The 21409-nt window shown below is 41.6% G+C and carries 15 protein-coding genes and 1 tRNA gene; 9 read left to right on the top strand and 7 right to left on the bottom strand.

Annotated elements, in window-relative coordinates; translation table 11 throughout:
- Window positions 1-87: 87 nt before the first annotated feature.
- On the top strand, window positions 88-1017 hold the full coding sequence (locus R7P67_RS03365; RefSeq protein ID WP_262652984.1) for a LysR family transcriptional regulator: 930 nt from the start codon (window positions 88-90) through the stop codon (window positions 1015-1017).
- Between the two features lie 69 nt (window positions 1018-1086).
- Here the strand turns inward: R7P67_RS03365 and R7P67_RS03360 are convergent, their stop codons facing one another.
- Window positions 1087-2280, bottom strand: a complete 1194-nt coding sequence (locus R7P67_RS03360) for an acetate/propionate family kinase (RefSeq protein WP_262652982.1) — start codon at window positions 2278-2280, stop codon at window positions 1087-1089.
- A gap of 363 nt (window positions 2281-2643) precedes the next feature.
- Between R7P67_RS03360 and R7P67_RS03355 the strand changes: the two genes are divergently transcribed.
- Entirely contained in the window at window positions 2644-4182 is a 1539-nt protein-coding gene (locus R7P67_RS03355) for a putative bifunctional diguanylate cyclase/phosphodiesterase (RefSeq protein ID WP_262652981.1), read from the top strand.
- A gap of 72 nt (window positions 4183-4254) precedes the next feature.
- On the opposite strand, the gene R7P67_RS03350 is transcribed toward R7P67_RS03355, so the two are convergent.
- Window positions 4255-6186 (bottom strand): DEAD/DEAH box helicase, encoded by a 1932-nt coding sequence (locus R7P67_RS03350; RefSeq protein ID WP_005375680.1) that lies wholly within the window; start codon window positions 6184-6186, stop codon window positions 4255-4257.
- Between the two features lie 413 nt (window positions 6187-6599).
- Here R7P67_RS03350 and rnb point away from each other — a divergent pair, with 413 nt between their 5' ends.
- Window positions 6600-8603, top strand: coding sequence for an exoribonuclease II (gene rnb / locus R7P67_RS03345; RefSeq protein ID WP_047104463.1), 2004 nt, complete (start codon window positions 6600-6602; stop codon window positions 8601-8603).
- 71 nt (window positions 8604-8674) lie between these two features.
- On the top strand, window positions 8675-9484 hold the full coding sequence (locus R7P67_RS03340; protein ID WP_137282527.1) for a helix-turn-helix transcriptional regulator: 810 nt from the start codon (window positions 8675-8677) through the stop codon (window positions 9482-9484).
- 33 nt (window positions 9485-9517) lie between these two features.
- Here R7P67_RS03340 and R7P67_RS03335 read toward each other — a convergent pair whose 3' ends face one another.
- The gene (locus R7P67_RS03335; RefSeq protein WP_017635751.1) at window positions 9518-9871 is read right to left on the bottom strand and encodes a DUF3024 domain-containing protein; all 354 of its coding nucleotides are present in this window, start codon (window positions 9869-9871) and stop codon (window positions 9518-9520) included.
- 266 nt (window positions 9872-10137) lie between these two features.
- Between R7P67_RS03335 and R7P67_RS03330 the strand changes: the two genes are divergently transcribed.
- Complete coding sequence (locus R7P67_RS03330; RefSeq protein ID WP_017635752.1) at window positions 10138-10962, top strand: phosphate ABC transporter substrate-binding protein; 825 nt, start codon at window positions 10138-10140, stop codon at window positions 10960-10962.
- A gap of 63 nt (window positions 10963-11025) precedes the next feature.
- Here the strand turns inward: R7P67_RS03330 and R7P67_RS03325 are convergent, their stop codons facing one another.
- Window positions 11026-11706, bottom strand: coding sequence for a MaoC family dehydratase (locus R7P67_RS03325; protein ID WP_005375670.1), 681 nt, complete (start codon window positions 11704-11706; stop codon window positions 11026-11028).
- Between the two features lie 329 nt (window positions 11707-12035).
- Between R7P67_RS03325 and R7P67_RS03320 the strand changes: the two genes are divergently transcribed.
- Window positions 12036-12126 (top strand) — tRNA-Ser (locus R7P67_RS03320).
- A 90-nt stretch (window positions 12127-12216) separates the two neighbouring features.
- Window positions 12217-13506 carry a tyrosine-type recombinase/integrase gene (locus R7P67_RS03315; RefSeq protein ID WP_318085873.1) on the top strand — a complete coding sequence of 430 codons (1290 nt, stop codon included), beginning with the start codon at window positions 12217-12219 and terminating at the stop codon, window positions 13504-13506.
- Window positions 13507-14273: 767 nt separating this feature from the next.
- Here R7P67_RS03315 and R7P67_RS03310 read toward each other — a convergent pair.
- From R7P67_RS03310 to R7P67_RS03300, 3 genes are all read right to left on the bottom strand, one after another.
- Window positions 14274-15125, bottom strand: coding sequence for a DUF4435 domain-containing protein (locus R7P67_RS03310; protein ID WP_318085872.1), 852 nt, complete (start codon window positions 15123-15125; stop codon window positions 14274-14276).
- Window positions 15126-15128: 3 nt separating this feature from the next.
- Window positions 15129-16469, bottom strand: coding sequence for an AAA family ATPase (locus R7P67_RS03305; RefSeq protein ID WP_318085871.1), 1341 nt, complete (start codon window positions 16467-16469; stop codon window positions 15129-15131).
- A 507-nt stretch (window positions 16470-16976) separates the two neighbouring features.
- Window positions 16977-17810, bottom strand: coding sequence for a hypothetical protein (locus R7P67_RS03300; protein ID WP_318085870.1), 834 nt, complete (start codon window positions 17808-17810; stop codon window positions 16977-16979).
- 296 nt (window positions 17811-18106) lie between these two features.
- Here R7P67_RS03300 and R7P67_RS03295 point away from each other — a divergent pair, with 296 nt between their 5' ends.
- Window positions 18107-19837: a DUF3987 domain-containing protein gene (locus R7P67_RS03295; RefSeq protein WP_318085869.1), complete on the top strand. Its 1731-nt coding sequence runs from the start codon at window positions 18107-18109 to the stop codon at window positions 19835-19837.
- A 311-nt stretch (window positions 19838-20148) separates the two neighbouring features.
- The gene (locus R7P67_RS03290; protein WP_140291390.1) at window positions 20149-21132 is read left to right on the top strand and encodes a tyrosine-type recombinase/integrase; all 984 of its coding nucleotides are present in this window, start codon (window positions 20149-20151) and stop codon (window positions 21130-21132) included.
- Window positions 21133-21409 lie beyond the last annotated feature (277 nt).

Below are 21409 nucleotides of genomic sequence, written 5' to 3'. Positions count from 1 at the left end.
GACCTAAGCTTCGATGTAATATTAGTCAACACACTGTTTCGGATAAATATCGTTTTATCTACATGACTGTTTAGTTATACTTAACAAATGAGAATAGAACCTTCTTTAATTTCATCACTAACGTGGTTTGCACATATTGCTCGCCATCGCAGTTTCACTAAAGCAGCCTTAGAAATGGGGGTAACCCGTGCTGCCTTATCACAACACCTAAAAGCGTTAGAACAACAGCTACAAGTTCGGTTAATTAATCGAACCACCAGAAGTATGTCGCTGACGGAAGAAGGCCAACGTCTGCTTGATATTTTGCAACCTTCATTGGTGAACATTGAGCAGGTCGTTAACGAATTGAACGACTCTCATCTTGAGCCTTCGGGATTAATCCGTATCAGTGTATCAAGAACCGCTGCTCGGCTGCTTATTGAGCCCTATCTAGGTGAGTTCCTCTCTCGTTATCCTAAAATACGCCTAGAGCTAATCATGGATGATGGCTTTTCTAACATCGTCGCAGAAGGCGTTGACGCTGGCATTCGCTTAGGATTAAGCTTAGATGAACATATGGTTGCGGTCCCTATTACTCCGCCGTTAACAACGGCAATAGTGGGCTCTCCTGAATACTTTAGGCAAAATGGACTACCTCAAACTCCTGAGGATTTAGAAGATCACAATTGCCTTGCTTATCGTTTTACCTCTAGCGGAACAATTGATCATTGGTCCCTAACCTCTCCAGATGTTGCAAAGCGCACCCTAGTTTTCGAGCCTAAAGGCAATGCTATTTTTAATGATGACTATAGTATGTTACAAGCTGCAATACAGGGTGTGGGTTTAGTGAAGCATATTGATTTATGGGTGGAAAAGCACATAGATGAGGGAAGATTGACCCGAGTTCTGACACCTTGGTGCAAAGAGTTTCCAGGGTTTTATTTGTATATACCTTCACGAGAGCATATGCCGAAAAAAATCCGCGTCTTGATGGATTTTTTAATCGAAAAGCGCGAAGCTCTGAAACCCAAAGAGTAATTGCCAAATTGCTTTAAATAAAAAAAGCGAGCACGAGGCTCGCTTTTAACTTTCTGTTTTCGTTATATATTACAATAGCTCAACCGATTGTTTGGCTATCACAAATTCCTCGTTAGTAGGAATAACAAGAGCTTTGGCACCTAACAACTCAGATGTTGCAATAACACCTGCGTTACCAAATCTTGCATCTTCGTTACCTTTCTCATCTTCAACAAAACCTAACAGTTTTAGGTTTTTCAAGATTTCACGACGAATTGGTAGTGAGTTTTCACCAATACCACCAGTGAAGATGATGCCGTCTAATGAATCCAGAGCCGCGAGGTAGGATGTAATGTATTTCGCAACGCGGTAAGTGAAGATCTCAAATGCCAACTTCGCACGTGAATTCCCCGCTTCCATTGCTTCTATTACGCCACGAGCATCACTTGTCACACCAGATACACCTAAGAAACCTGACTTCTTGTTCATCATCTCGAACACTTCGTCTTTTTCCCAGCCTTTACGGAAAAGGAACTCGATAACACTTGGGTCGAGGTCACCACAGCGAGTGCCCATCATTAGGCCAGCTAACGGCGTCAAACCCATACTTGTATCAACACATTCGCCATTTTTAACCGCACTCACTGATGCACCGTTACCTAAGTGCACAGTGATAAAGCTGCTTTCTTCAACCGGCTTATCTAGCATTTTCGCTGCTTCACGGCTTACGTAGTAGTGGCTTGTGCCGTGAGCACCGTAACGACGCACTTTATGCTCTTCGTAAAGCTCGTAAGGAAGTGCGTACATAAAGGCTTTGGCTGGCATTGTTTGGTGGAAAGCAGTGTCGAATACAGCAAATTGAGGCAGTGAAGGGAACGCCGCCATTGCCGCTCTCATGCCTTCAGCGTTCGCTTTGTTATGAAGTGGTGCAAGTTCAGCAAGGCGCTCTACTTCTTGAATAACTGTTTCATCAACTTTCACAGTTCCTTTAAAGGTTTCACCGCCTGCGACAATGCGATGGCCTACAGCGACAAATTTTGAGCTCAAACCTAGAGTTTCGAGTAGTTTTACCACTCGCTCAACAGCGTACTGATGATGGTTACCGCCAGCTGGAATTGCTTCAACGGTTTTTTCTCCCTGATATTTCCAACTGATTTCAGCTTCAGGTAGGCCAAAACACTCACCAATACCTGATACCAAAGCTTCACCGGTTTCAGAATCAATAACAGCAAATTTTAATGAAGAGCTACCAGAGTTGATCACCAGTACAAACGAATTAGACATGAAATAGTTATCCTGTTGTAGAGCAGAGGTTGTAATAGCGCTTGTGCGCTGCGTACTTCTTGTTTGCCCCTCTATTATTCAATAATTTTTTAATCTTTCAACAATCTTTTAGTAAAAGCGATTTGATTGAACAAATTTTGTTGATCTGTAGCAAGTTTTGATTTTATTTGAAGGCTAAAAAATATCACTTGTTAAACATAATTTATGAATAGGTCAATTTGTACAAAGTCAGATATATAAGCTACGTTGTTTATTGGGTGAACAAAAATAACAAACCAATCAATAAATCGGGGTAATAATGTGCCCACTATTGCATTTCTATTAGTGATCTTAGGTTTGATTTTGCTCTGCTGGGGATGGCAGATGACAAAAAACATCTGCTCGAAAACTGACGTAACCGGGTGGACTTTCCTATTATTGTTAATCAGCTGTTTCATTTTTGCTTATGCCGTTTTTTTGCACGCCATCATGCAAAAACCTATTGCTTCTCTCTTAGAAACGGGGGTTTCTCTTATACTTTTTGGCGGCAGTATCTTTGTCGTGCTGGTGATTAAGTGGAGCAACGATTCGATATTAGAGCTTCATACTGTTGCTGAAAGAGAGAAGCGCAATGCCGTCCATGACGCTCTTACTGGGCTCCCTAATCGTAAATACTGCTTTGAGTCTATCGAAGGCAGAATACAATCTAGAGACCCATTCTCGGTGATCCTTTTTGACGTGGTTAATTTTAAACAAGTCAACGATGCAATGGGTCACTTTTGTGGAGACCAGTTACTTATTCAAATTGGTCAACGCCTTCAGGAGAAACTGAAAGGCAATGACCAGATATTCCGCGTTGGTGGTGATGAATTTGTCATCCTGACCTCTTCTGCATGCGAGGAAACGGGTAGAAAACTCATAGAAGAACTAGATTCTGCAATGTCTGAACGCTTTCATTTAGATGAGTTTCAAGTTTCCTGCCGCGTTGTTTTCGGTATAAGCACCTACCCATATGACGCCCTAACCAATGATCTTTTGATCAAGCACGCAGATATCGCTATGTATCACGCCAAGCGTAATGGCAATCTTTTTGCGTTTTATAATGAGGATATGAACGTCGGGGCTAAGTACCAACTTGAGATATCTTCTCGTATTCAATGTGCACTTGAAAAAGAAGAGTTTCAGTTGTATTACCAACCGTTGATTGATGCACACACTAACTTAGCTGTCGGTTTTGAAGCAGTGATTCGTTGGCATGACGAAAATGGTAAAACGATCTCACCCAACGACTTCATTCCTATCGCAGAGCGTAGCAATCAGGTACACAACATTACCATGTGGGTTCTTAACCAAGTAGAAAGGGATCTGCAAACATTTATAGAGAAAGGCATTAAGCTTCCTGTCCACGTAAACTTATCAGCGAAAGATCTCTCATCTAACTTGCTGTTTAATCGCTTAGAAACTTTGCTCAAAGTAAACCCGCAATTCGCTGACCTAATAAGTTTAGAGATCACTGAAACGATGGCGATCGATAGGGTCGTTGAGCTCAACCCCTTAATTCATCAAATTAAAGGATTAGGTATAAAGATCAGCTTGGATGATTTTGGCACTGGGTATTCATCTTTGTCACTGTTAAGAGATCTTCCGGTTGATCAAATTAAAATCGACCGCTCATTTCTTTCCACAGCAAGCCGCACAGAAGGCTCCCGCTCTATCGTTGAGAACACGATTGCGCTAGCACATGGATTAGGGTATTCGGTCGTAGCAGAAGGCGTTCAAGACATGGACACACTGCATTTTTTGAGAAGTCGAGGCTGTGACATCATTCAGGGTTACTTGTTCTGTCCTGCCCTGCCCTTAGACGAAGTAATAAGTTGGGTAAACAAACACGATGAAAAGCAAAACCGTATTAGACGCGCATAAAAAAGCCGAGCGCTTTGCTCGGCTTTCAATTCTTTTTGTAGCGACTTAAACCGTCGCTTTAATCACTAGTGATTATGCGTCTGTACGACGGCCACGACCGTGACCACGTTCACCACGATGTGCACCACGGTGATCACCACCACGGTTGCGATCGAAACGACGTTCGCCACCTTCACGATTGCCATCGCGGTTGCCGTCACGGTTACCACGGAAGCCACCTTCGCGACGGCCGCCTTCACGACGATCACCACCACGGTTGCCGCCTTCGCGGTTGCCACGGTAACCACCTCCATCACGACGACCACCATCGCGACGACCACCGTCACGGCGACCACCACGAGACTCGCGGAAATCATCGAAATCACATACTACAGCACCAACATCTTGTTGACGGATGCGTAGTTTGCTTAGCTTGTTCGCCGCGTCTGAAGTCATTGCTTTAGGTAGCTGTACGAATGTGTGACCTTGAGCTAGCTTGATCGCACCGATAGAACCTTTACCTAGACCTAGTTCGTTTGCTAGAGCGCCAACGATGTCTTTAACTTGAACGCCTTGCTCACGACCAACTTGAAGCTGGTAAGTATCCCAGTCTTGGTTGTTGAAGTTACGACCGCCATCGCGACCACCTTCACGACGCTCTTTACGACGTTGCTTGTCACGCTCAATTGCTTCAACCATTGGGTCTTCGCCAATGTAGAACAGAGGACGTTTGCCTTGCTGACGCTTAAGAAGCATAGCAGCAAGTGTTGCTGGGTCGATGTCTAGAGAAGTTTGTAGTTTCTCTACCAACTCAGCAAATTTGTCTAGTGCTTTGTGCTCTTTCTCTGCTTCAAGCTCAGCGCCTAGCTTAGCTAGACGAGCTTCAGCAACTTGGTCACGTAGAGGAAGTTGGATTTCTTCCATAGATGACTTAGTTACACGCTCGATAGTGCGAAGCATACGAATTTGGTTAGTGCGAACTAGAAGGATCGCTTTACCCTTACGTCCAGCACGGCCAGTACGACCGATACGGTGGATGTATGACTCAACATCAAATGGGATGTCGTAGTTGAATACGTGCGTAATACGTGGAACGTCAAGACCACGAGCTACAACATCAGTTGCAACTAGGATGTCAATAACACCTTGTTTGATGTGATCAACAGTACGTTCACGTAGAGACTGAGGAATGTCACCGTGCAGTGCAGCTGCTTTGAAGCCACGTGCAGATAGCCAGTCAGCCAGACGCTCAGTATCTTGACGAGTACGTACGAATACGATTGACGCGTCAGTTTCTTCAGTTTCAAGAAGACGAGACATTGCTTCATCTTTCTCTACACCTTTCACTACCCAGAACTGTTGTTGAACTTTGTCTACAGTGTGGTTTTTACCAGCAACGTCAACCGTTACAGGGTCACGAAGGAAACGTTCAACGATCTTCTTCAGCATTGGAGGCATCGTTGCAGAAAACAGAACGCGCTGTGCTGACTCTGGAGCGTGCTCCATGATCGCAGTTACGTCATCTACGAAACCCATGTTTAGCATTTCGTCTGCTTCATCAAGAACGAAAGTACTAACTTCGTCTAGGTGTAGACGTTCGCGATTGATAAGATCTTGAACACGGCCTGGAGTACCGACAACTACATGAGCGCCACTTTTAAGAGCACGCATTTGGTCGACAATAGATGCGCCACCGTAAATCTCTAGAACTTTCAAACCTTTGATATTTTTACCAAGGTTTTTCATTTCCGCTGCAACCTGAATTGCCAGCTCACGAGTCGGAGCAAGTACAATCGCTTGCGGTTTGCGTTGGTTTAGATCGAGTTTGTTGAGAAGAGGCAGAGAGAACGCTGCTGTTTTACCTGTACCTGTTTGAGCTTTACCCAGCGCGTCAGCACCTTCCAATAGGTGTGGGATTGCCGCAGCCTGAATTGGAGTTGGTGACACGAAACCCATTCCGTCTAGAGCAGAAAGGATAGAATCATTCAGAGATAAATCACTGAATTGAATAACAGAATCTTGCATTGGGATCCTACTTAATTAAACAAAAAAACAGTCCCATATGCTCTTCCAATTCGATACTGATCCATCCAGATACTGATTCCATTCAGACGGGAACACAGCACAGTACACAACCGCGATAAGCCATTAGGGACGACTAAGGGAGGCGGATTATTCCTTAAAAGCATAAAAAAATCCAGAAAAAATTGAATTACATCACAATTTATTCTCAACAATGGTATTTTTAGCATATTTTTCCACCAACCCTACCATTCCCCGTAGATTCGCGTAACTCACAGATGAGAATTTCATCAATATTTAAGCCAATTTCTCGTGGTTAAATTGGCAAAATTCACGGCGAAATTACGCTCCACAGGTAGTAATAATAGCTCGCAATGATTATAGTGTGCCCAACTCCATAGGTAATTTAAGAAAAGATGTTTCAAGATAATCCACTACTCGCTCAGCTTAAGCAGCAAATCCAAGAAAACCTGCCTAAAAAAGAAGGCTCAATAAAAGCCACAGATAAAGGCTTTGGCTTTTTGGAAGTGGACAGTAAGACGAGCTTCTTCATCCCGCCTGCGTACATGAAAAAGTGCATGCACGGTGACAAAGTCGTCGCCATTATCCGCACCGAAAATGAACGCGAAGTTGCAGAGCCACAAGAGCTGCTGGAACAAGCCGTGACTCGCTTTATTGGTCGAGTAAAAATGTTCAAAGGCAAGCTCAACGTAGCACCTGATCACCCACAGCTTAAAAAGCTATCTCTTAAAGCGAAACTAAAGAAAGGTCTAAAACCTGACGAGTTCGCCGAAGGTGATTGGGTTGTCGCACATCTTATTCGCCACCCTCTAAAAGGCGATAACTCTTTCTTCGTAGAAATTTCTGAAAAAATCACTGACGCGAATGATAAAATTGCGCCTTGGTGGGTAACGCTTGCTCAAAACGATCTACCAAACTCTGAGCCAGCAGGCATCGATAACTGGGAACTGAAAGACGACGCGGAGCTAGAACGCGTAGACATGACTCATGTTCCATTCGTCACTATCGACGGTGAATCGACTAAAGATATGGACGATGCGCTGTACGCGAAGAAAACTGTATCTGGCGATTTCGAACTCACCATCGCTATTGCGGACCCAACCGCCTACATCACACCTGAAGATGAAATGGATAAAGTAGCGCGTGAGCGTGGCTATACTATTTATCTTCCAGGACGCAACATCCCGATGCTACCTCGCGATTTAGCGGACAACCTATGTTCTCTGATTGAAGGTGAAACCCGCCCTGCTATTTGCTGTACCGTAACGGTAAGTAAAGATGGTGTGATTGGCGACGATATTAAATTCTTCGCGGCAAACATCAAATCACATGCACGCCTAGCATACGATCACGTGTCTGATTGGTTAGAAAACGGCAGCTCTGAAGCATGGACGCCATCTGAAGAGATCGCGACCATCGTTCGTGATCTTTATGAGTTCTCTCTTGCTCGCGCTGAATGGCGTGAGAAAAACGCAGTGGTCTTCCCTGATCGTCCTGACTACCGTTTTGAGCTCAGTGAAGATAACGATGTAATCGCTATCCACGCAGACATGCGCCGCAGTGCAAACCGCCTTGTTGAAGAATCCATGATTACCGCAAACATCTGTGCAGGTCGTACATTACGCGATAAATTTGAAACAGGTGTTTTCAATACGCATGCTGGTATCAAGAACGAGAAGATTGAAGAAGTGGTTCAACTTGTCAATCCAGAAGGCCAGTTGGAGTTCACAGCGGAGTCTATTGCTACACTAGAAGGCTTTGCTGCATTGCGCCGCTGGTTGGCTGCTCAAGAAACGTCTTACCTAGATAACCGTATTCGTAAGTTCCAAGCATACAGTGAAGTGGGTAATCAGCCTCTGCCTCATTACGCAATGGGTTTAGACATCTATGCAACTTGGACATCACCAATTCGTAAATACGGTGATATGATCAACCACCGTATGTTGAAGGCCGTCATCCTTGGTAAAGAACCCGTACAAAAACCAGATGACCAAGTAGGCGAAGAGCTAGCTCTACATCGTAAACATCATAAAATCGCTGAGCGAAATGTCTCAGATTGGCTATATGCACGTACGCTTGCTGATGAGCCGAGCAAGAAAACTTGTTTCACAGGTGAGATTTTCGATATTAATCGTGCAGGCGCACGTGTCCGACTTCTCGAAAATGGCGCAGCAGCCTTTATTCCTGGTGCACTAATTCTTGATAATAAAGAAAGAATTGAGTGCAATGGCGACAACGGTACCATCTCTATCGATAAAGAGGTCGTATACAAACTTGGGGATACATTGGAAATTGTCCTTACGGACGTAAACCAAGAAAACCGCAGTTTAGTTGCAAAGCCAACCCAGGTATTCGCTGAACAACCAGCAGCACAAACAGAACAGACTGTAAGTGAATAATACCGAATGAAGTCAAAAGGCGCTCTATTGAGCGCCTTTTTTATTTGTTATGTAAAACGATAAGAAAGAGTATGCCGAACATTGAGATCATTCGCTTTAATCACTTCTCTGCGCGCAAAAGTGAGCGTTACACTGCAACACATAATGGGTTATATATTGTTGAAGAAGGTGCCCTATTAGTTCATCAACCTAATGGCGAGCAATTTGAACTTAAAGCCGGAGATTTCACACTCTATAACTCCGCAGATCTGAGCAGTGCAGAAGCCGTCTCTAGTGACGGAGGCTTTAAAGCACTGGCTTTAGTCTTCAATCCAAATATATTCTGTGACTTTAAGAAAGCGCACCCGATGCTACGTTCCAAAACGGAAGAAAGGCGCTTCTATCCTTTTTCAACGCAATCCAGTAGCGAAGTAGCACAATTGAAGGACATGTTGGTTAAGTTAGCGAGTCGCAATGCTCCAGACTACACACAAAGCCATATCGCAATGGCATTGCTGTCGTTGATGGTTGAGGTAGAGCCAAACATCCTATCTATCATAGATGATGCAAGTAGCCTGAGCGACTCTCAAAAAGCCATTAAGTACATTGAGGGTAATATTGAAAAAGACATCACGCTAGAAGGCTTAGCGGCTCATATGAGCATGTCCATCGCAACCTTAAAACGTCGCCTCGCCGCAGATGATCTTTCGTTTTCTCAGATATTAAAGGTGAAACGGATAAACTTCGCAGCAACCCAACTGCGCAAGTCAGAAAAATCAATAACAGAAATAGCGTTTGAGTCTGGTTTTAAAAGTGCAGCGCATTTCAGTACAGCATTTAAATCCGTTTACAACATGACCCCCAAAGACTTTAGAAACCAAGTCGTTAAGCCTAAAGTATAAATCATGTCGGCATTCGCATCCGTTGGGCTCACCCTATTCCCAAAAACACGCTTGAGGATCACGCTCCAATTCGTTGAGTAAGTCCTCAAGCATTCGGCTAAATGGAAGTGGCTTATAAGGCACCCACCTTAACAGCTCGTTGTGATATGTGGGAACATAGAAATACCAAAGTTGGTTGTCCTCATCAAACATGATCTTCGCGACGGGAGAAGTATACTCGCTATGCTGGGAGTCGAGGAGAAAATGCGCCCGATGAAGCTCAACGCCATTTTCTACTAGCTCATAGAGGCACTTGCCCTGTTCGACAGGCAAGTTAGCATTACGCGCAGAGCAGAGCGATTGAACTGATTTGTATAAACGACTTGTCGCCATTTGGGACACTGACATCAACGTTCTCCCGATGGATGATAGTTAGAGCTGCCGATCCTAGTATATAACCTTTACATCATCACCGATGGTAGTTATCTACCTAACTCAAGTATAAGATAGCTATATTATCATTTGCCCAGATTATCATCTCAGTCCACTTGGAAACGCTAGCTCCATCACCTCTTGACTAGAAACAATTCCCCTGTTTAGCGCTAACAGTTCACAAAAGTGTAACCTGAACGCAATATCATAAACTCTGCTTTATCCCGTATATGGAGTTTAATATGTTACGTTTTACTGTGGCGACGTTATTGGCCATAGCAGTCTCCCTCCCTACCATTGCAAAAGAAATCAACATCTCGGGTTCAACTTCGGTTGCTCGTGTGATGGATGTACTTGCTGAGGAATACAACAAAACACACCCAGACGATTACGTTGCTGTTCAGGGCATTGGTTCGAGTGCTGGTATCACCATGGTCAATAAAGGAGTAGCCGAAATAGGCATGAGCTCTCGCTATCTGACTGAAAGCGAAAAAGGTGAAGATCTCAATGTATACCCTATCGCTTATGATGGCCTCGCTGTTGTTGTAAACCGTACCAACTCTGTAGAAAACCTTTCTCAGCAACAGCTGTTTGATATTTACAAAGGTAAGATTAAGAATTGGAAAGAGGTCGGGGGCGCAGATCAGCCTATCGCGGTGGTTACTAGAGAAGCGTCTTCAGGTTCACGTTACAGCTTCGAAAGCTTGCTGGGACTGACCAAAATCGTTAATGATCGCCTTGTCTCGGATATCAGCCCAAACAACTTGGTTGTAAACAGCAACAGCATGGTAAAAACCATTGTTAACCATAACACTCGCGCCATTGGTTTTATCTCTGTAGGGTCAGTAGATCGCTCGATCAAGGCGATTCAGTTAGATGGTATTGACCCAACCTCGACAAACATTAGCAATCATAAGTACAAGTTGGCGCGACCATTCCTAGTGCTATACAAAGTAGATAAGATTAGCGATGCAGGTAAAGGTTTTATCGCTTTCCTTCGTTCAGAGCAGGGACAAAAAGCGATTGCAGATTACGGTTATACGCCAGTAAAAAACTTTAATCAGTAAAAATGAAAAAGAGAGCACCTTGATGCTCTCTTTTACTATGTCGTGTTCTATCCGGTTTCGGAATTAGAAATGCAGTTGAATTACAGAGACCACAACCGCACCAGGTCGACGAATACCTTCAATTTCCACTTTAATTTCGCGCTCAATCTCCAAACCTTTTTTGATTGGCGTTACTTTTGTTAACGTGCTGACTGCACGAACATTATTGCCTGCTTTGACAGGGTAAGGGAAACGGACTTGGTTTAAACCCAAGTTAACTACCATTTTAGCTGTTGGGAACATTGGCTTGTCTGGATCGACTGAATCCGTCAGTTTAGGCAGCAATGCTAATGTTAAAAAGCCATGAGCGATAGTTGTCTTAAATGGAGATTCAGTTGAAGCACGCTCTGGATCAGTATGAATCCATTGCATGTCTTCCGTTACCGCACCAAATTGGTTAATACGTTCTTGAGACACATGAACCCAATCACCAGTGTGAATAACTTCGCCAATTTTTTCACTTAACTCGTCATAAAGCTTTTGAGCCTCAGGTGCCATTACGATCGGTGCAGGTTGAGGTGCAACTTCTTCGTTGACGGCTGGCTGCTGGTGATCACGAACTTTTGAGAAAAGAAAGCTATTTTGAGCTTTCCCCAAAAAGTCACTCCAATAATCGCGTAACGTTGGAGACATCCAATTCATAAACTCGGATTGATGAGCAGAAATCGCATCAACTTTGTCTTTAAATAGATTTGTGACCTTCATAAACACCCTTAAGAATTCTAAGCACAACTGGCTATACCAGTTAATTTTGAATTAGTTCACAAAGTCTTGCAAATACTTTCGGGCGAACACATGTACCCTAAAAGCATGTTATGTCTTATATATCAGCAAGATAACAATAAAACACCATTTTATTGACGTGCGCCAATATAAAGTAAAAACTCTATAAATTGGTACTTTTTGTCCCTTTTTCACTCCGTTTTCAAACTGTCCAACATCACATCAGTGATCATAAAACAAGCAAACAGTACTTCTATTATAATTCAGCACTTTACAAGTCGGGCTATGCTCCTTATTATACCGCCCACAACGGAGAGATGGCTGAGTGGTTGAAAGCACCGGTCTTGAAAACCGGCATACGTTAATAGCGTATCTAGGGTTCAAATCCCTATCTCTCCGCCATATTTATGAAGCCCGAGCCCTTGATATACAAAGGCTCGGGCTTTTTCTTTGTGTTTAAATTTTGGCATGACACGTACAAGTGATACGATCATGTTCCTACTTAAAGACCGCAACTCAACTTACTACGCGCGTTACTGCTTTTCTCTACAACGAATATCTCTTGGTTTTCCCAAAGAACTTCGTTTCTCCTTAAATACTAAGCAACGTACTGTTGCGATAGATCGTTTAATGATTGTCATCAGTCATATTCGAGCCCATATTGCATCATGCTCTGAAGCTGATGATCCTCAACTGGTAATCAAGCACTTAAAGTATGAATTGGCTCGTCTTCGCAAGAGCACCTTTGCAATTACTAGTGTTTACTCAGGGGGCATACCTGCCAAACCTGCGTCCCCTGCACAAAAACGAAAATTGTCAGATGAACGAATCACAAGCCAGAGAGTTTTGGATGATTTTATCCATTCCAAACAATCTACAGGGATTTTGCCGCGCTCTATCCAGCAACTAGAATCCCGAATTCAATCGTTTATCAAGTTCTCTGAAGTTCATGTGTATGATGCGACGCCAAAGCTTGCCATGATGTTCAGGGATGAACTTCTCAGAGCTGGTAAGGCTGAAAAGTCAGTCGTTGAATACTTGGCTGCAGTAAGACAGTTCTACAAGTGGTTATCCCAAAGGGAGGACATAAGTAAGAATGTCTTTGAAGGCGTCACCGTGCAGCGTAAACAGATCAAAGCTTCTGAGCAGCGTCAGAGATGGTCAAGGCAACAGTTGATAAATTTGTTTGCTCATCGAAGTTTGAGAGCTCCACAAAAAGGTTTGGAACTAACACAAAGCGAACTGGAGGACTATTGGCTTCCTCAATTGCTTTTATATACCGGGGCTCGTGTATCAGAGGTCTGTCAGCTAGATACTCGGGATATTAAATGTATCGATGATATCTGGTGTATTGATATTAACGACAATGGTTCGGGTAAACGATTGAAGTCGGCATCAGCAAAGCGTTTAGTGCCACTACACCCTATTTTGATTAAGTACGGTTTTCTCCGATATGCTCAAACAAGATATGAAAGTGGGCAAGTTAAGTTGTTCAGTTTTAAACCGATGGGAGCAAACATGGACTGGTCTAAGGCGTTTATCAACCGCTTCAGCAAGGTTCTGGATGAATTGGGATATATGGCATCATATCGTCCGACCTTACACAGCTTTAGACATACTTTTATTGATGAGCTACAACAAATGGATATCTCTGAACATGTTGTCGCAGATCTTGTTGGTCACACAAAACCTACGCTAACTTATGGCAGATACGGGAAGCGAGTTGAATTAGCTCAACTTCAAATCACTATAAATCGTATTAATATTCATGGTATTAGATAGAATGATAGGGGTGTCTTCTTTGACACCCAGTTATTGGCTATCATTGTCGAGGAAAAGGTTTTTGATGACTCAGTAACCTTTCTGCGATGTCGCGAACAACAGACCGATACAGTTCTTCATGATTATCAGAATCTTCATGCTTGAATATGACCTCTTGTAGCAATTCAGCACTGACAATGTGACTTTCGATTGCATCAACTAGCCATTTATGTCGCTTTGACTTTGTGAAAACATCCAATTGGGATATTAAACCTGTCTTTATGCAAATCTTTTCAATCTGATTAAGTATGAGTGTATGTTTGATCTCTCTATCGCCGAGTAGTGCCTTCTCAAAGGAACTCTGTAAATTCTTGTCCATGTTTTTTCTTAAAAATACAAAAATTTTTCATTAATACAAATTTTTTATTCTTAATGTAGCTCACTAATTTCTTCATCCTTTTCAATCTTGACATTATGAACGATAATTATAAAGTTACTAAATGATCCTAGATTAATTAATTTTTCTTATGGACTAGTGTGCCCCTTACTTTTAGTCATTTTCCTCAACAGCCAAGTTACATAGGATTGGATTTTATTGTAAAATAGAAATCGGCAGTAAATTATATAGTCTAAACACCTTATAATTAAAGAGCTATATAATTAATAGTTGTTGTGATATTAATCATGTATACTCTAAATTTGAGTTGCAAACATTATTAGCTGCATTGAGTTTTATTTAGGCGACATCTCCGCCATTATTGTAATGACGGAGAAGAAAAGATAATTATCTATGCTGCATTAATATGGTCTTTAAGTCCCTCAAATGTATCTACAGGACAAGTATTTGACAATCGATGTTTTACTGTTAGATTTGGCACTTTGAATTTAACTGTACGTTGCATTCTTAACATGAGAAGAGGAAAAAGAATATCTTTAGCTGAAACGTACTTCAATAAATCTTCATTAGCATAGTTTACTTTTGATGATATATCTGCTCGAGTCATATCATATTCTTCCTTTGTTACAATAGACTTTACTTCAGTTGATAATTGAGTAATCCTCTGTTCAACTTTATCGTTGTCAACACTACCGTCACCCGAACTAATTAATCCACGGTATCCATATTGTACCGTTTGTAAATGAGGAGTTAATTTCTTTGCCACTGCATACTCTACAAATAGATTGAGTAAACTATCTTTTGTAGATTGAATCCACCCTTCATAATCCAACTTCTGAGCGAGATGTTCATAATCCTTATCTGGATCTTCTTCTTCAAGTAAGTGGGTTATCGAGTTAGGGCATATTAGATGATTCTCTATACAGTAACGAGGCAGAACATACAATCCCTTGAGAGTTTGTTGCTCTCCAGTTAGCAAATAAAGGTCACCATCAACTATATAAATACGGGGTCTACCTCTAGCTATCTGGTCATCTTTACAAGCTTTTATTACTTGATCTCGCCCTCCCAATGGGAATATATCTGATATAGTAAACTCGTCTTTAAAGTATCGAGAAATCAATTTATTAAATAATTTCTTGTAACCAACGGCAGTATCTTCGATGAATATATCAATATCATTGTACTCAGTATAAAAAACCGCCTTTGCCCTTTTGGATATTAACTTTCTTTCTAAGCCCAAAATTTAACCTTTAATTCTTATTTGTTTACACTTATCTGTTAACTCTCCAACTATATCTGGAGAGTGTGTGGCTAGAATAAATTGCGTTTGAGGGCTTACTTTGAGTATTATCTCCGAAAACATTTCTTGCCAACGCATATGGAGGGACAACTCTGGCTCATCAATAATTATTATTGTTCTCTTTGTTGATAGAGTGCTCCCATATTTATTAAACAAAACCTGTGCCACTATGACTAAAATTTGCCTTTCACCAGAGGACAGGCAATCAACCTCAACTTTTCTATTTGAACCATCTAATGATACAAATAATCTTCCAACTGAATCCAAAGAGATCGATTTTCCTGAATCATTAAAAAATAGATTTAACGTATCAATAAACCTATCTATTGGTTCATATATTTCGGCTATTTTTTTATCATACGAATCTATTACTTCAACTAAATCTGAAATACGACCAATAAGCGCTTGATTCATTAACCAATTAAAGTTTAAGCCATGGTCGTCGTTTGAGTCTCTCAAGTCTTGTAGCAAATTATCAAGTTTAGAGAAGAAAACATTCACTTCTTCAGTGATTGATGTATCTACATCACTAATTTTATGAAGTACACGTAATATTTCAGTTTTCTTTCTCATTAATATCGAAGCTTTACTAGGAAGGTCATTCGTTTCGAATAAGCTTTCTGGTTCAAATGTTACAAATTTGAATGAAGACTTAAGAATATTATCTCTTAGAACATTAAGCTGTTTTTTTTCTAAGTTCCTGATACCTTTGTATGCCTCTTGAATCATGAATTGAGTTTCAGTCATAGCGTCCAAAAGAACGGAGTTTCTAAGCTCTTTTTGTCTTCTTGTTGACGTAGTCGCAGCCCATGCTTCTCTCGCCCAAAGCTGCCTTGATAAAAGAGGTTCATCATATAATGAACGCTTTCTATCAACACCTAAGAATATTGGAGTTGGTAGGCGGCGGATCCTTTCAAATAGATCCCCAGAAAACTCTTTGATATCTGGACGACCATTTTCTATCAAATCTTGATGAACTTTATCTAAATGCTCTTTAGGTATGTGTTCTGATACATTGTTGTACAAAAACGTCAACATTGAACCTTCGCTACGAACTTCAATGAAGTTTTGTTTCCTATTGCGTTCAAACTCTAAAACACAGTAGCCGAACTTTAGCTGTGAAAAGAATTCTGGGCTGGGAGTCAACATCGCCTTTATGATTTTGATAGCGGTTGTCTTGCCTGAACCATTGGGACCGATAAGGAAATTAACATCAGTATTGAAGTTTATGTTGAAGTCCATATAGCCATGCACTGAGCTAGCTTGAAAATTAAGCAATTTCATTTAGTTGTCTACTTTATTGAAATCCAAACTACATCATATTCAATTCTACAGTTATGATTCAAGATGCATTTAAAAAACTCCTACCCTCATCAAAAAAGGATATGCACTATGCGTGATGAACTTTTCGATTCCAACGTTAGCTCTTTGGCATTGTGATTGACGGTAAACTACGAGAAACTTTAGAGGAACTTAACTCTCTTGGCCACAATGTCTACCTCCAAGCTCTGCGATGATTGAGTATCAGCTTTCGTTGTTTCTGTTCATTTGCACTACTATCAAACATGCAAAGTGAGGCTATACCTCAACTGGATAGAGAACATTGTGAGAGATTTTCGGTAGGTTATTGTATTGTGTTTCATAACTTAAAACGTTTTAGAGCTCGATAAGTACATGCCATATAAACGTTTATGGTTTTGAAGACACTTTCGATCATACGAGCTGATGCCATTAAGTTATTTGTTTAAGAAGCTTCAGTCCAAAAGTAGCAAAGAATGACGAATTTATAGACTAAATTTTAGGTGCTCGGATATGTAGCTCACCTAACTGTAAATGCCCTTTAGCCTCTATTTTACCAATTAATTGCTGCATAAAATCGAACATGTCCTGCGTTTCACTGTTGGCTGATTCTAAGTGACTCAGCTCTTCACATAGACGGTTATATTGCCTGTTCATTTGCTTTTGATCGTTTGTATCAAAGGCACTGAGCCATTTGTTAGCCTGAGCAATGATTCGTTTTAACTGGCGCTCTTGCTGTTTTATCACTTCTTGCTTACGGGCGGCTTTCACACTCCAGCTGGGCGCTCGCTTTTTAGCTATACCATCGTAGCCTTTTTGCAGCCTATAAGATTTGTGGCTGATTCCAACAACGTCATAAACAGCGTTGTTATAAGCTGTTTTAAGTAAACGTGTCGCAGACTTACGCTGAAGCTCAGCAAGATAAATTAAGTCATTCGTAAACTTTCCAATCACAACATGCATGTGGTCGCCAGTACCTTTAATTGCCACATCATGATTTTGTTGGTGAAGAACAGCCCGAACAATCGGAGCGAGCTTACTTGTAGGAACGTCGAGGTGAATAGCTAGGGTAAACATCAACTTGTTGAGAATTTGACGCCATTGCTGTTGGGTTGGACGAATTCCCTTAGGCAATGTAAGACAAAATTCCACGGCTTCAGTCGGAGGTCTTCCCCCTTGTCTTTTGGATGCCTGTTTTAATTTATATCGTTCGCAGTTTCGCAAAATGTTTAATGACTGTGTTTCCGAACCAAAGATACTGATGATCTTCTCTGTATGTTTATGGTTACGGTGACTTTCATTGATTAAGTAATGCTCTCTTGCCATCACATCTCGTGTAGCCTCGGTGGTTACTGTCCAGTTTCTCAGCATTTTTTCTTAACTATACAAATTATTTTTTACAGAACAAAACCTTACAAATTAGAAGACGTAGTCAAGATAGGGAAACCTCACACGTACTGCGTACGTAGGTTTCCCCGCTTGCAAGAGGGAGTGCCCTCTTAACTCCCCAAAAAAATCTTTTCCGTAATTTCAATCAGATATAAGGACATACTTAATTTTCTTTCGTCGAACTCTTGCTTTGTTCTCAGAAATAAATGAATTTTTTTCGAAAGAAAGAACATATGAATAATATGAAGATTGCAGTCCAGCTTGAGCTGCCCAACATCGAGCTAGAAGAACCTAAAACATCAGTTTCGGAGACTAAACTTAATTACTCAAATGAGAGTCCTCTTTTTTCGCCTTTTGAACGGGATGAGGATCAATTGGAGTTGCCCTTCATCGATACGGTAGATGAAGATAGTTCCAACAAGTTTCTCGCAGGGAATGCAGGCAATGCAGGTGGGGATGGAATACCTATAGAGTGGCAATGCCCTCGAGCATTGATAGAAGATGATTTACCTCCTGCACTAAAACTTCGTGACGAAATGTTGCCTAAATCTATCCGTGCATTTGTACGAGAAAAGGCATTCAGCATTGATGATATGTCACCTGACTATCTAGCAGTCTCTCTCATCACTATGTTGGCTTCAATCATTGGTAGCAATGTCGAGATTGAGCCGAAGAAAAATGATACTTGGAGAGTAGTTTGTATACTCTGGGCACTACTAGTAGGGAAGGCTTCTGAGAAAAAAACACCAGCCATGAGTGCTGCAGTTTCTTTTGTTGATAAGGTGAAAAAAGAAGTTATCGCCCCAATCGGCAAACGAAACTCAGCAATCAATGCGGTTAAGAAGAAGCGTTTTGATATCGCTCGTCGAGAGTTAGAGCAAGAACTAGAGGATGCTCTAGAGCGAGGCAATGAAACAGCATTGCTAAACATCGCAGAGCAATTAGCTGACCTCATTGAGCCACCAATTTTTGACCAAAAGGAGGTTTATATTAATGATAGTACAATCGAAGCTCTGACTATGTGCGCGCAGACATCATTGTCAGGGTTAACGATTGTTCGAGATGAGTTATCAGGATTGCTGAATATATTTAACCAGCAAAACCGAAGCCATGAAAGATCAGTTTATCTTGAGGGCTATTCCGGTCAGCGTAACTCTTATGTCATCCGTCGTGTAAGTCGTGACGATGTGATTCTTCCACAGCTTTTTATTGGTCTATTAGGTGGTATTCAACCTGACATGCTTAAGCCGCTGATCAAATCGGCTATTGAGGGACATCAAAATGATGGCTTTCTCGAACGTTGCTTACAAATGTCAGTCTTACCGACGAAGACCAAGAGAGTTCTAACCGATCATCAAGTCTCTGAGCAAGCAATTAAATCCGTACATTATGTATTCGCTAAACTGGCTCAGTTGGACTCACCTCTTGATCCAATAGTGCTCAAGTTTTCTCCTCTAGCACAGAAGAAATGGACGAAATGGTCTGAAGAGGCGGTTAGAGACGAACTTAATAGCCCGCCAATGTTGGAGTCCTATCACGTTAAAAGGTTAGAACATTGTGCAAAGCTTGCGATGATATTTCATTTGGTCGAAGAGGCGGCGAACACGCCAAAACACAAACCCTTTAAACCGAGTAATGTTGTTGGAACGAAAAGTATCTCTCAGGCAATGGTTTGGATGCGTTATCTTCGCTCTCATGCCTTTCGCATTATTGCTTCAGCGCAAGACAATCATGCTGTTGATAGTCCAGCGCAGGTGCTGCTGTCACGCTTATCCAAATTAGATGGCCAGTTTACGAAACACAGCTTATCGCAAAAATGTTGGAAAAACCTTAAAACAGCTCAGCAACGCGACGAGGCGATCAAAACATTAGTCAAGCATGGCTACCTACAGGAAGCAATGATAACTACGAAGAAATCCCTAAAGCCTGTTAAGGGGTATCTGATTCATCCTGATTATAAGTAGTAGGCTTTAAGCAACTTATGAGGGGCAAGATAGCGCCCCTTTGTTTTCTGTCCGTAATGGGTTCTTATCTAACTACGATGAAAGAAATCACCTCCCTAAATTTGGAAGCACAGATAAGTAGGTGCTTCCTCGTCAAGCAGAGAAAGCCTCTATCTGTGCGTTTTTTGAACGCTTCACATGACGGTGTTGCATTTGTAAAACACTGTGTTTCAACAGTTGATCAAAAATGGCTGATTTTATTACCAAATTTGCTCTGGCAGCCTGTCAACTTTTAAAGTCATCTCGTCTTCAAACAAAACAGGTAAAACGACATGACTATCAAACGCGAAACTAGGATCACGATTAGAACAGCTGCACGTCGACTACGTGAGTTGATTAAAAATGATACATCCTTGGCAAAAACAACGAAGGCTGGCTATCGCAGTAATCTAAACCTAGTTACGAAATTTATGGGCAAGAAATTGCTCAAAGATGTTACCGCATATGACATTGAAGAGTTTCTAAATGAAGTTCTTCCAAATGTGCCACACAGCAGAGGAAGTGGTTACAACACGAAAATGCGTAAAAACATAAGAACGATATTGAACATACTGTTTGTTCACCATGTTAAAACTGGAGAGTTACGTCGCAATCCATTCGATGATGGGGTCAAGCTTTACGCTAAAGATGACCTTAATTTCGTACTGCCTTACACGAAGGATGAACTAAAAGCACTTGCAGCAGTGGCTGATGGTAGCGGAGTTGTTGAAGCGCTTTTATTAGCAGCGCGGGAGGGATTACGCCCATGCGAACTAATAGCTCTTACTGAAAGCTCGTACAACCGAGATACCTCAAGGCTTCAAATTAATAAGTCCATGGCTTTAGACAATATGAAAGCACCGAAGACAAATGGTTCCAAACGGAATCTAGCAATAACGTCTAGATCAGAAGAGGTTTTGAATCAAATGCTTCAAAAGCCGTACAAAAGAGATGTTACCTATCATCTTAATAACAATACCGTCACAGAGAAATTCGTGTTCACGAATACTGAGGGGCAAGGCTGGGGTGACTGTAAGAAACTATCTCTCGCCCTAGCTCCGTACTTCGAGAAAGCAGGAGTAAAACCAAGGGGGGTTGCTCCAGCACGTCATTCTTTCATAACAAATAGCATTGAAAGCGGCATGTCATTTGAGGAGACCGCAGAATATGTCGGTCACAACAACACTACAACTATTAAAGAGTATTACCTACATTGGAAAGACTATTCTCGTGGTCTTACGTCGCTAGAACAGCGCAATGCAGAAAATACTTTTTAGATAAGAGTTCAGAAATGAAGCGCCCAATTTGGGGCGCTTTTTTTTGGTTACATATAAATTGTAGATGTAACGAAGTTTTGATACAGTTTAGGCAGAATTTGTCAATTAACTCTCATGCCAAATAGACTTAACACATTGTTATTAAAGGCTTTTGTTTCTTTATGTTCGAGTGATGGATAGTTTTCAAATCCCTATCTCTCCGCCACTTATTTAGAGAGCTCGCATTTATTGCGAGCTTTCGTCGTTTTAGCTCTTACAAAGACGAGATTTAGAAATC

This window comes from Vibrio sp. Vb0937, assembly GCF_033338855.1.
The sequence above is the reverse complement of the archived record's forward strand: the minus strand, read 5'-3'. Positions and strand labels throughout refer to the sequence as shown.